This window comes from Actinoplanes siamensis, from assembly GCF_016862395.1.
GTDB lineage: Bacteria > Actinomycetota > Actinomycetes > Mycobacteriales > Micromonosporaceae > Actinoplanes > Actinoplanes siamensis.
Genome location: NZ_BOMW01000079.1, coordinates 25773 through 38320 on the forward strand (window position 1 = coordinate 25773; position 12548 = coordinate 38320).

Here is a 12548-nt window from a genome sequence, read left to right on the forward strand (position 1 = left end):
TCGCGTGCTGAGTCTGTGAGAAAGGTCGGCGTAGTGGCTGCCTCCGAGTTTCCCTTCGTCGACTTCGCGGATTTGGCCGCGGATGGCCGGCTCCTGGTCGCGGTCGACCGCGCAGGCGGATGCCGGAAGCTGGACACCGCGTCCGGGGAGCTGCTCGCCGAGCTCGAGCTCCCCGGCGCGGTGACCGGTGGTGCGGTCTTCGACCCGGCCGGCGATCAGGTCGCTATCGGTTGCGCCGACGGCACCGTCCTTCGGTGGGCTGCGGAGGCCGGCGGCGCCGAGGCCGTTCACCTGCACGCACACCCGGTGAGCAGTGTGGCGATCTCCGCGGGCGGAGCGCTGGTCGCCGCGGGTCATGCCGATGGGTCGGTGAGCGTCCAGGTGGGCGCGGCCGGCGACGCTATGGTCCTCGACGCGAATGCGGGCCTCACGGTGGGCTTCCACCGGGCGATAACCGCAGTCGATTTGGACGACGCCGGACAGTACCTGGTAACCGCCGGCCGCTCCGGCGTCGTTCGTTTGTGGGAAGTGTCGTCGGGTCGTCTGGTCGATACGCTGCGCGCGGCCGGAACGGGCGTCGGTGCGGTTTCTTTCGACCCGTCCGGACAGGCCGTCGCCATCGGCGACATGCAAGGCGGCGTGGAAATACGGAATTGGCGCGGCGGAGAATCCTGGAAATTTGCGGCCCATGTCGACAGCGTCTTGGCGCTGAGATTCGGCGCTGACGGCCGCACCCTGCTCACCGGTGGCCGTGACTGCGTGGTCAAGACCTGGTATCTGCCGTCCGGGCGCCAGGTCAACGAGATGCGTCATCTGGGCGGGTGGATCCGGGCGCTCGCACTGTCCGCCGATGGCAGTGAGATCATCGCTGCCGATGGCGGTGGATCGCTCGCCGTCTGGGACCAGATCGGACAGGTGATCTCGGCCAGGCCAACAGCCTTCGGCCCGGCGGACGACATCGCCGGCCCGGCGGACCGAGGCTCACCGACCTGGCGCGCCGAAGCCGGGCGTTTCGCCTGGAGCAGTCTGAACTGCGCATGCGGCCGGGGCGCGGCGCACGTCCCGCACGACTTCGCGAGGCTGGTGGCCGCGACCACCGATGCGGAGGCCGACGGCGCCGGTCTCCTCGACGACGTCGAGACACAGAACATGCTTTTCGAGTCGATTGTCCCGCTGATGCCGATGGCCGTGCTGGCGCTCTCCGACGAGCCGCTTTCGGAGCCGGCGCGGCGCACCGTGCTCGAACTGATTCTGGCCGGCGTGAGTGGTGACACCCACTATGTCGAGCAGGGCCTCGGGCGGGACGGCTTGGAGGATCTGTGCCGGGACGCCATCCGTCCCCACGCCGTGCTTTTCCACCGCCTGCTCCAGGCGAACCCGACACCTCGGGAAGCCACGTTGCTCGGCGAGATAGTTCGCGAACTCGGGTAGGGAACGGGAGCGTCGGCCAGTCCGGCGCCGGGCCGGTGCTGGCTCGGACCACCAGGGGGCGGGACAGCAGCTCGCGGGCGTCCCGGCGGATCGCCTCGACCTGCTCGAACGGCTCGCGGATGACCAGCGGCGTGAGGCCCGCCGGGGCGAGCACGTCGCCCCGGCCGAGGCGGCGTTGGATCGAGGCGTGTCCCTCGGTCGGGACCGCCTCGTCGGGGATCAGGCCGTAGGAGCCTTGGGTGCCGACCGTGGCGGCGCCCGGTCACCCTTCCTTTCCGCTGCCCACACCGTAGCGCCGCGGATCCCAGGGGCGGCGGGGCGGCGGCGCGCCCCCGGCCGGACGGTGGCCGGGGGCGATGTACCGGTCAAGAAGCGGAGCCTGCCGAGTTTCGGCGCCCGTCTGTGATGGGATCGGGGCATGGGCGCGAACGCTGAGTACGTCTTCGTCGGCTGCTACACCAGTGACAAGGGAGGCGAGGGTGACGGCATCACGCTGCTGCGGCGTGACCCGGCGAACGGGGAACTGACCCGGCTCGGGCTGGCCGCGCGCACTCCCTCGCCATCCTTCCTCACCCAGCACCCGACCCTTCCGGTCCTCTACGCGGTCAACGAGCTGGAGGAGGGTACCGTCTCGGCCTTCTCGGTGGCCCCGGACTGCTCCCTCGTCCCGCTCGGCACCCGCCCGACCGGCGGCGCCGACCCGTGCCACCTCGCCGTCACCGCCGACGGCCGGCACCTGGTGGTGGCCAACTACGCGAGCGGCTCGGTCGCCGTGCACCCGCTGGACGCCGAGGGCGCCCCGGGCGAGCGCAGCGACCTGCTCGCCCTGGCCGGGTCGGGCCCGGAACCGGAGCGGCAGGGCGGCCCGCACGCGCACATGGTGGTACCGGACCGCAACGGCCCGGACGTGCTGATCTCCGACCTGGGCTCGGATCGGGTGTGGCGGTCGCGGCTGGACCCGATCTCCGGCCGGCTCGGCGCGCCGGAGCCGGCGGTGGAGGCGAAGCCCGGCACCGGGCCGCGGCACCTGACCCGCTCGGCGGACGGGGCACTGCTCCTGGCCGGCGAGTTGAGCGGGACGCTGAGTTGGTACCGCGCGGCCGGCGGCCCGACCCTGGAGGCCCGTGGCGAGGTGGCGTCCAGCGCGGCCGGCGGCGCGGTCTATCCCTCCGAGGTGACAGCGGGGCGCGACGGCCGGTTCGTGTACCTGGCGAACCGCGGCCCGGACACGGTGACCACCTTCGCTTGGGACGGCGACAATGCCACGGTGGTGGATGAGACATCGACCGGCGGCGTTTGGCCACGACACCTGATCTTGATTGGTGATCACCTGTACGTAGCCAATCAGCGTTCACACAGCGTGACTGTTTTTCGCGTTGATCCGGACACCGGAATTCCGGTGACGGAAGGGGAGCCGACCGCCGAGCCGAGCCCCACCTGTCTGCTCCGCTGGAACCCGACGATGATCAGGTCATAGGCGACATCGGGCACCCGGGCGGGTCTGTGAGATATCTGACCAAATCGACCGCCCGGGTGCTTGAACTCGCCACCGATCGAGAGCGCGCCGCTACGCACGGTTGTTTTCTGATCGGCGAACGCCAATCTGAGTAATTTTCGGCCGAACGTATATGGCATTCAGGTCCGGAGATGCGCACTATGGAGCGCGTGTCTGGCCGCCATCGTAGAAACTTCAACTTAAAAGGGGCGAGCGTCGTCGGAGGAGCGATGGCGATCGTTGTCGTTGTCGCGGGTACCTGGTTCGGATACAGCCAGTTGGCTGACTCCGAGTGCACCGGGTCGATCGCATTGAACCTCGCCGCCGCCCCGGAGATCTCACCCGCTGTCACGAACGCCGTGAACGCCTGGACGAAGGACGGGGGCAACGTCAACGGCACCTGTGTCTCGGTCGCCGTGTCCGAGGTCGCCTCGGCCGACGTGGCCAGTGCCATCGCGCGTGAGCACGGCGTCAACCTGACCGGTCTGGGACAGGCCGCCGGCTCGATCCAGGTGCCGGACGTGTGGATCCCCGACTCGTCGACCTGGCAGCTGCGTCTGCGCAACGAGGCGTCCGGCTTCCAGCCCAGCAAGGTCACCTCGGTGGCGCAGAGCCCGCTGGTCGTCGCGATCCCGCAGCCGATCGCGCAGGCGCAGGGGCTGGAGGGCAAGAAGGTGGCCCTGGCGAGCCTGCTGGCCAAGCAGCTCGGCTCGGCCGACGCCGCCAAGTTCGGCATCGTCAACCCGGCCCGGGACGCGTCCGGCCTGACCGCGCTGATGGCGGTCGGGCAGGCCCTGGGCGCCGGCAAGGGCGCCGTGGAGAAGCAGGTCCAGGCGCTCACCTACCTCGCCAAGAACCGGTCGGAGCTGCGGGACGAGCTGCTCGAGCAGTTTCCCAAGTCGGCGGACGAGGCCGCCCTCTCGGAGAGCCTGGGCGCCGCGCCGCTCTCCGAGGAGGACGTGATCTCGTTCAACGCCAAGCGCCCACCCGTGGAGCTGAGCGCGGTCTACCTGGACGGTCCGTCGCTGCCGCTGGACTACCCGTTCACGGTGTTGCCGCAGGTCGTCGACGGTCAGAAGATCAGCGCGGCGCAGGCCCTGCTGAAGCGGCTGTCGTCCAGCTCGTTCAAGAACGAGCTGGCCGCCCGGGGCCTGCGCGCCCCGGACGGGACGTACGGCTCCGGCTTCGTCGCCCCGGTCGGCGCTCCCGCGGCGTCCCCGGCGATCACCGCCGCCGCCGGTGGCGGTGACAGCGGTGGCACGGCCGCGGCCGGGATCGACGCCGCCGCGGTGGGCAAGGTCGTCGGCACCTGGAACGCGACCACCCAGGCCGGCCGGGTGCTGGCGGTCTTCGACGTGTCCGGCTCGATGGGCGACCCGGTGCCGACCGCTGACAACGCGAGCAAGGCGCAGGTCACCCAGGCGGCGGCGCGGACCGGCCTCTCGCTGTTCAGCGACGAGTGGGCGGTCGGCGTGTGGGCCTTCTCCACGAACATGAACGGCAAGAAGCCGTGGAAGGAGCTCATCAAGATCACGCCGCTCAACACCGGGCGGCTCCAGGTGGCGGCAACGATCCCGCAGCTGAACCCGAAGCAGGACGGCAACACCGGTCTCTACGACACGGTGCTCGACGCCTACAACAGTTCCAAGAGCAACTGGCGGCCCGGCAAGGCGAACTCGGTCCTGCTGTTCACCGACGGCGAGAACGACAACGACGACGGCATCAGCCAGGAGAAGTTGCTCGCCGAGCTGAAGAAGGCGCAGGACCCGACGAAGCCGGTCCGGCTGGTGCTGATCGGCATCGGCGACCAGGTGAACGAGGGCGAGCTCAAGGCGATCAGCAAGGTCGTCAAGGGCAGCGGCGTCTTCATCGCCGAGGACCCCACCAAGATCACGGACATCTTCCTGCAGGCGATCGGTTCGCGGACCGGCGTCGAGTAGGCCCGAGCGCAGTCACGACCACGCGGCCGTCACCCCGGAGGGGGGTGGCGGCCGTTTCACGTGCGCCGCAGCCAGGCGGCCGGGTCGTCGCGCACGCCCCGGATGACCGCGTCCGCCGCCCCGCGCACCGCGGCGTCCGCCCCGAGGCTCGCGGCCCGCAGCGTGACCGGCGCCAACCCGGCGGTCAGCACCCGCCGCCGCAGCTCCGCCTCGATGCCGTCGCGCAGCCGCGGGAAGTGCGGCACGAACGCCCCGCCGAGCACGATCACCGGCACGTCGAGCAGGTTGACCACGGCGGCCAGCGCGATCCCGAGCGCGGCGGCGGCCAGCGGCTCGTCGGCGGCGAGCGCCTCCTGCCCGGCGTACTGCTCCAGGCAGCCCCGGGCGCCGCAGCGGCAGTGCCGCCCGTCCGGGTAGACGGTGACGTGCCCGATCTCGCCGCTCCACCCCCGTACTCCTCGATAGAGCTCCCCGTCGATCACCAGGCCGGCGCCGATGCCGACCTCGCCGCTCACGTACAGGAAATCGGGGTTGCCCCCGGCGACCCGCAGCTCTCCGAGAGCGGCGAGGTTGGCCTCGTTGTCGACGGCGACCGGCAGGTCGGCGAGTTCCGGCACGCCGCGCAGCAGCACCGGCGCGTCCACGTTCTGCCAGCCCAGGTTGGGCGCGACCCGGACCAGGTCACCGGAGACCAGGCCGGGCACGGCGAGCGCGGCGCCGGCCAGGACCAGGCCGTCGGCCTCGGCGGCGAGCCGGGCCCGGGCGCCGAGCCGGCCCAGCGCGGCCAGCGCCTCGGCCGGTCCGGCCGGGCGCTGGTCGGCGTGCTCGGTGAGACGCTGGCGGACCGTGCCGGTCAGGTCGACCACGCAGGCGGCGAGATAGTCGACGTTGATCTCCAGGCCCAGGCCGGCCGGCCCGGCCGCGGTCAGCGCCAGCCCGGCCGCGGGACGTCCGGCGCCGGTGCGCGGCGGCGGGTCCAGCTCGGTCAGCAGCCCGCCCGCGATGAGGTCGTCGACCAGCGCCGAGACGGTGGCCCGGGTCAGGCCGGTGGCGCTCGCGACGGCCGCCCGGGACGGCGGATCAGCGCTGTTCGCCACGGTGTGCAGGACCAGCGCGAGATTATGGGCTCGCACGCTCGACTGCCGGACGGGGGCGCTGGATCGGGTGCTCAGCCGGGCCGTCACGCCCTTGACAATGCCATACCCCGGCCAAATAATTCAACCACTAAACAAATCGTACGCGTTTCCCGGAGGTAACCGTGTCGCTCCAGGCCACACCCGAAGACAAGTTCTCCTTCGGTCTCTGGACCGTCGGCTGGCAGGCTCGCGACCCGTTCGGTGACGCGACCCGCCCGGCGCTCGACCCGGTGGAGGCGGTGCACAAGCTCGCCGAGATCGGGGCGTACGGCATCACCTTCCACGACGACGACCTGGTGCCCTTCGGCGCCGACGCGCAGACCCGGGACGGCGTCGTCGCCGGCTTCAAGAAGGCGCTGGAGGAGACCGGCCTGATCGTCCCGATGGTCACCACCAACCTGTTCACCCACCCGGTGTTCAAGGACGGCGGCTTCACCAGCAACGACCGCTCGGTGCGGCGTTACGCGATCCGCAAGGTGCTGCGCCAGATGGACCTCGGCGCCGAGCTGGGCGCCAAGACGCTGGTGCTCTGGGGCGGCCGCGAGGGCGCGGAGTACGACTCGGCCAAGGACGTGCGGGCCGCGCTCGACCGCTACCGCGAGGCGCTCAACCTGCTCGCGCAGTACTCCGAGGACCGGGGCTACGGCTTCCGCTTCGCCATCGAGCCCAAGCCGAACGAGCCCCGCGGCGACATCCTGCTCCCGACCGCCGGCCACGCCATCGCGTTCGTGCAGGAGCTGGAGCGGCCGGAGCTGTTCGGGATCAACCCCGAGGTCGGCCACGAACAGATGTCCAACCTCAACTTCACCCAGGGCATCGCCCAGGCGCTGTGGCACGAGAAGCTGTTCCACATCGACCTGAACGGCCAGCACGGCCCGAAGTACGACCAGGACCTGGTCTTCGGCCACGGTGACCTGCTCAACGCGTTCTCCCTGGTCGACCTGCTGGAGAACGGCGCGGACGGCAGCCCGGCCTACGACGGCCCGCGGCACTTCGACTACAAGCCGTCGCGCACCGAGGACTTCACCGGCGTCTGGGAGTCGGCCAAGGCCAACATCCGGATGTACCTGCTGCTCAAGGAGCGGGCCAAGGCGTTCCGCGCGGACCCCGAGGTGCAGGAGGCGCTGGCCGCGTCCAAGGTCGCCGAACTGTCCACGCCGACCCTCAACCCCGGCGAGACGTACGCCGACCTGATCGCCGACCGCAGCGCGTTCGAGGACTACGACGCGGACGCCGCCGGCGCTCAGGGCTACGGATTCGTCCGGCTCAACCAGCTGGCGATCGAGCACCTGCTCGGGGCCCGCTGACCATGGCGCTGGTAGCCGGGATCGACAGTTCGACCCAGTCCTGCAAGGTGGTGATCCGCGACGCCGAGACCGGCGAGCTGGTCCGGCAGGGCCGGGCCGCGCATCCGGACGGCACCGAGGTGCACCCGGACGCCTGGTGGTCGGCCCTGCGGTCGGCGATCGAGGAGGCCGGCGGCCTCGACGACGTCGCCGCCGCGTCGGTGGCCGGCCAGCAGCACGGCATGGTCGTGCTGGACGAGAACGGTGCGGTGGTCCGCCCGGCGCTGCTGTGGAACGACACACGCAGCGCCGGCGCGGCCGCCGACCTGATCGACGAGCTCGGCGGGAGCGACAAGTGGGCGGACGCGGTCGGCATCGTGCCGGTCGCCAGCTTCACCCTGACCAAGCTGCGCTGGCTGGCCCGCAACGAGCCGGCCCTGGCCGACCGGGTCGCCGCGGTGTGCCTGCCGCACGACTGGCTGACGTGGAAGCTGTCGGGTTCGACGGACATCGCGGACATCAAGACCGACCGCAGTGACGCCAGTGGCACGCTCTACTGGTCGGCCAAGACCAACGAGTACCGGTACGACCTGCTGGAACTCGGCTTCGGACGCCGCGTCGGGGTGCCTGAGGTGCTGGCTCCGACCGGGCGAGCCGGTCAGCTACCCAACGGCGCGCCGCTGGGGCCGGGCGCCGGGGACAACGCGGCGGCCGCTCTCGGCACCGGCGCGCTGCCCGGCGACGTGATCGTCTCGATCGGCACCTCCGGCACGGTCTTCGTCTCCTCGGACGCCGCACCGGTCGACCCGAGCGGCACGGTGGCCGGCTTCGCCGACACCACCGGGCGGTTCCTGCCGATCGTGGTCACCCTCAACGCCGCCCGGGTGCTGGACGCGGCAGCCAAGCTGCTCGGCGTCTCGCACGACGAGTTGTCCCGGCTGGCGCTCTCCGCGCCCGCGGGGGCGGACGGCCTGGTCCTGGTGCCGTACCTGGAGGGTGAGCGGACCCCGAACCGGCCGGACGCCACCGGCGCGATCCACGGGCTCACCCTGCGGACGTCCGACCCGGCGCACCTGGCCCGGGCCGCCGTCGAGGGGATGCTCTGCGCGCTGGCCGACGGGCTGGACGCGCTGGTCGGACAGGGCGCCCGGGCCAACCGGATCGTGCTGGTCGGCGGGGGCGCGCGCAGCGAGGCGGTGCGCCGGATCGCGCCCGCGCTCTTCGGCAAGCCGGTGCTGGTCCCGCCACCCGGCGAGTATGTCGCCGACGGCGCGGCACGGCAGGCCGCCTGGGTCGCCCTGGGCGGGGACGTCCCGCCCGCCTGGTCCGCGGAGACCCCGCAGGTGTACGAGGACCAGCCCGTCCCACTGATCCGCGAGCAGTACGCGGCCGCCCAGCACGCCGTGCTGGACCGGATCCGCTGAACGACCCCTTCTGTCGGGGGTGCGGCGCTCACGCCGTACCCCCGCGATCTTTTCCGCGGTCTTGTTGTCGGGGCGGCTCCTTCCCGGCGCATCAGCGCAGCTTGATGCGCTGCCGCCGGATGTCCCCCGCCGAGCTCGCCCAACGCCGTGCGGAGGCCGCCGGAGGTCGCGTGGACGAAGTTGGCGATCCGCACGACCAGCATGTCGACAGATCACCGAAAACCGTGGCCCACGCGGCAACGCGCCCCCGTCCACCGGCCGAACTCTCGCTAACCTCTACCCCGTGATGGGCAGGGGCGGCACCGTGCACCGCGTTTACAGCGTGGTCGTCTTCGTGATCCTGGCGTCCCTGGACAACGTCGCGATCGGCATCGTCCCGCCGCTGTACGGCAGCATCGGCGACGACTTCGGGGTGGGCGAGGGGCACATCGCGCTGGCCACCACGATCATGTTCCTGATCAGCGCGGTCGCGGCGATCGGCTGGGCGTACGCGGGGGACCGCACGGACCGCAAGCCGGTGCTGATCCTCGGCACGGCGATCTGGATCGCCGGCACCGCCTGGTCCGGCCTGGCCGGCGGGTACGTCTCGTTCCTGCTGGCCCAGGTGCTCGCCGCGGTCGGGCTGGGCGCCGTCGCCTCGGTGAGCTTCTCGGTGGTCAGCGACCTGATCTCACCCCGGCGCCGGGGCCTGGTGATGAGTTTCTGGGGCCTGTCCCAGGGCGTCGGCACGCTGGCCGGCACCCTGGCCGGCGGCATCCTGGGGCACGCCGACTGGCGGCGGCCGTTCCTGGTCACCGCGGTCGCCGGGATCGCCGCGACGCTGGCCTACCTGTTCACCTTCAACGTGCCGCGCGGCGACAGCCAGCCGGAGCTGGCCGGGGTCGACTACGACGAGCGGATCCACCACGACCACCTGCCGATCATCCTGGGCCGGCGCACCAACATCTGGCTGATCCTGCAGGGCGGCACCGCGCAGATCGCGTTCGGCTCGCTGGTCTGGCTGCCGGTGCTGTTCCGGGCCCGAGCCGAGGACCAGGGCTACTCGTCCGGGACGGCGGTGCTGGTGGGCAGCGTGTTCGCGACGATCTTCCAGCTCGGGGCGGCGCTGTCGATCCTCGGCGGGCTGGCCGGGGACCGGTTGCAACGCCGTACCCCCCGGGGTCGTGCCCTGGTCGCGGCTGTCGGTGTCCTCGCCGCCGTGCCGTTCTACGTGGTGTTGTTCTTCGTCCCGATGGAGATCACCGTGCCGGACGGGGCCGGCACCGCCGCGGTGATCCGCGGGGTGCTGGACAACGTGGTGACCGAGCCGACCGTCGCCGTCAGCCTGGCGACCGCGGTCTTCGCGCTGATGCTGACGTCGGCGAACTCGCCGAACTGGTTCGCGATGATCTCCGACGTGAACCCGCCGGAACACCGCGGCACCGTCTACAGCATCGGCAACCTGGTCAACGGGGCCGGCCGGGCCGGCGGCAACGCGCTGATCGGGGTGGCCTTCCAGCGGCTCTCCGGGGCCTTCCCGCCGCCGCTGAACTACGCGGTCGGGCTGGCCGCGTTCCAGTTCTTCTTCATCCCCACCGGGATCATGTACTGGCTGGCCAGCAGGACGGTGGCGGAGGACATGGCCGCCACGCACGCCGCCCTGCTGGCCAAGGGACTAGACCAGCGCCCAGACCGTGACGTCGGCGGGGATCCGGCCGTCGTCGAGGGGCTCGCTGCTCAGCAGGACCCGGGCGCCGGGCGGTAGCTCGGCCGGCGCCGCACCGAAGTTGGTGAGCACCAGGACTCCGCCGTTGCGGAACGCGAGCACCTCGCCCTCGGTGGCGGACCACGTCAGCGAGCCGTTGCCCAGATCGTGCTCACGGCGGGCGGCCAGCGCCGACCGGTACAGCTCGTAGGTCGACCCGGACACGTTCACCTGGCGGTCCAGGGCGTACTCGGCCCAGGTGGCGGGCTGCGGCAGCCAGCTGGCGTCGCTGGGACCGAAGCCGTACGACGGGGCGTCCGCCTCCCACGGGATCGGCACCCGGCAGCCGTCCCGCCCGCGCTCGGCGTGCCCGGACCGCTCCCAGGCCGGGTCCTGCCGCACCTCGTCGGGCAGCGTGGTGTGCTCCGGCAGGCCGAGTTCCTCACCCTGGTAGAGGTAGGCCGAACCGGGCAGGGCGAGCATCAGCAGGGCTGCCGCTCGGGCCCGGCGCAGGCCCAGCCCGGTATCCGGCTGCGGGTCGCCGATCCCGATCCCGGGCTTGCGCTTCTCGCCGGGCGGGAAGCCCAGCCGGGAGGCGTGCCGCACCACGTCGTGGTTCGACAGCACCCAGGTGGTGGTGGCGCCGACCGCGCCGGTGGCGGCGAGCGAGGAGTCGATCACCTCGCGCAGCGCCTGGGGCTGCCAGGGCGCCTCCAGGTAGGGGAAGTTGAAGGCCTGGTGCATCTCGTCCGGGCGGACGTAGCGGGCCAGCCGCTCCTCGGGCTGCACCCAGGCCTCGGCGACCAGGATCCGGGCCGGCGCGTAGCCGTCCAGCACGGCCCGCCACTCGCGGTAGATCTCGTGCACGCCCTCCTGGTCCCACATCGGCGGCGGGGGACCGGCCGGCTCCAGCCCGCCGAGCACCACGGCCGGCTGCGTCCAGTCGGTCAGCTTGGCGTCCTTGACCAGGCCGTGCGCGACGTCGACGCGGAAGCCGTCGACCCCGCGGTCCAGCCAGAACCGCAGGATGTCCAGGAACTCGGCGCGGACCTCCGGGTGGTCCCAGTTGAGGTCGGGCTGGGAGACGTCGAACAGATGCAGGTACCACTGGCCGTCCTCGACCTGGTGCCAGGCCGGGCCGCCGAACACGCTCTGCCAGTTGTTCGGCGGCTCGTCATGGAAGATGTAGCGGTCCCGCTCGGGACTGCCGGGTCCGGCGGCGAGGGCGGCACGGAACCAGGCGTGCTCGCTGGAGGTGTGGTTCGGCACCAGATCCACGATGATCTTGAGACCCAGGTCGTGCGCCGTGCTGATCAGCTTGTCCGCGTCGTCGAGGGTGCCGAAGCGCGGGTCGACGTCGCGGTAGTCGGCGACGTCGTAACCGGCGTCGTGCTGCGGGCTGACGTAGAAGGGGGAGAGCCAGACGGCGTCGATGCCGAGCTCCCGGAGACGGGGCAGGCGCGCGGTGATGCCGGACAGGTCGCCCATGCCGTCGCCGTTGCCGTCGGCGAACGAGCGTGGGTAGATCTGGTAGATGACGGCGTCGCGCCACCAGGCGTCAGTGGAGGGCATGTGGCCCAGCGTAGGCGGGCTCGCCGGTCACTCGTCGAGGATGGCCGCGAATCGCTCCTCGGCGAGGTCGAGCTGGTCCAGGATGTGCTCCTTGGCCTGGGTGGAGAGCGGCGTGTCGGGCCGCCCGATCAGCTCGCGCAGCGTCGGCACCAGGGGGCGGTACTTGATCGCCGACCGGTGCGCCTTGTCGAGCGTGGTGTGGATCACGCCGACACCGTTGTCGGTGAAGTCCGAGATCTTGATGATCCGCGCCCACGGATCCCGGGCCAGGCTCTCCGCGACGTGCTCGCGGTACTGCTCGTGGCGGTCGCGGTCCGGGTCGTACGCCGGATTCGTCACCGACCGGACCAGATCGGCGACCCGGGGATTGAAGCGGAGGGCGAGAACGGCCAGGGCCGCTTCGGTGCTTTTCGCGTACGGCGTGTCCGGCGCCAGCCCGGCCAACTCGGCCGGATGGTCCTCGACCGCGTCGTGCAGCAGCGCCGCGACCAGCACGTCCACGTCCCGCACCGCGTAGTACCGGATGATCCGGATCGCCACCCGGAGCAGGTGGTTCAGGTACGGCTCGCGGACCCGCCGG

At 71.7% G+C, this 12548-nt stretch carries 9 protein-coding genes; 6 read left to right on the top strand and 3 right to left on the bottom strand.

Going from position 1 to position 12548, the window contains the following annotated elements; all coding sequences use genetic code 11:
* Positions 1-33: 33 nt before the first annotated feature.
* From Asi03nite_RS33755 to Asi03nite_RS33765, 3 genes are all read left to right on the top strand, one after another.
* A complete protein-coding gene (locus tag Asi03nite_RS33755) occupies positions 34-1431 on the top strand; it encodes a WD40 repeat domain-containing protein (protein ID WP_203684574.1) in 1398 nt (465 codons plus the stop codon).
* A 418-nt stretch (positions 1432-1849) separates the two neighbouring features.
* Positions 1850-2908, top strand: coding sequence for a lactonase family protein (locus Asi03nite_RS33760; RefSeq protein ID WP_203684575.1), 1059 nt, complete (start codon positions 1850-1852; stop codon positions 2906-2908).
* 248 nt (positions 2909-3156) lie between these two features.
* Positions 3157-4866 carry a VWA domain-containing protein gene (locus Asi03nite_RS33765; RefSeq protein WP_203684576.1) on the top strand — a complete coding sequence of 570 codons (1710 nt, stop codon included), beginning with the start codon at positions 3157-3159 and terminating at the stop codon, positions 4864-4866.
* A gap of 56 nt (positions 4867-4922) precedes the next feature.
* Here Asi03nite_RS33765 and Asi03nite_RS33770 read toward each other — a convergent pair whose 3' ends face one another.
* Entirely contained in the window at positions 4923-5999 is a 1077-nt protein-coding gene (locus tag Asi03nite_RS33770; protein WP_239103113.1) for an ROK family transcriptional regulator, read from the bottom strand.
* A 125-nt stretch (positions 6000-6124) separates the two neighbouring features.
* On the opposite strand from Asi03nite_RS33770, the gene xylA reads away from it, so the two are divergent.
* The 3 genes from xylA (at position 6125) to Asi03nite_RS33785 (ending at position 10456) form a co-directional block, all read left to right on the top strand.
* Positions 6125-7309, top strand: a complete 1185-nt coding sequence (gene xylA, locus Asi03nite_RS33775) for a xylose isomerase (RefSeq protein ID WP_203684578.1) — start codon at positions 6125-6127, stop codon at positions 7307-7309.
* 2 nt (positions 7310-7311) lie between these two features.
* Complete coding sequence (gene xylB, locus Asi03nite_RS33780) at positions 7312-8712, top strand: xylulokinase (protein ID WP_203684579.1); 1401 nt, start codon at positions 7312-7314, stop codon at positions 8710-8712.
* Between the two features lie 286 nt (positions 8713-8998).
* Positions 8999-10456, top strand: a complete 1458-nt coding sequence (locus tag Asi03nite_RS33785; RefSeq protein ID WP_203684585.1) for an MFS transporter — start codon at positions 8999-9001, stop codon at positions 10454-10456.
* Here the strand turns inward: Asi03nite_RS33785 and Asi03nite_RS33790 are convergent.
* On the bottom strand, positions 10367-11968 hold the full coding sequence (locus Asi03nite_RS33790; RefSeq protein ID WP_203684580.1) for a glycoside hydrolase family 13 protein: 1602 nt from the start codon (positions 11966-11968) through the stop codon (positions 10367-10369). The two genes, Asi03nite_RS33785 and Asi03nite_RS33790, sit on opposite strands and share 90 nt — an antisense overlap.
* A 27-nt stretch (positions 11969-11995) precedes the next feature.
* A partial coding sequence (locus tag Asi03nite_RS33795; protein ID WP_203684581.1) for an HD domain-containing protein occupies positions 11996-12548 on the bottom strand: 553 nt, incomplete at its 5' end.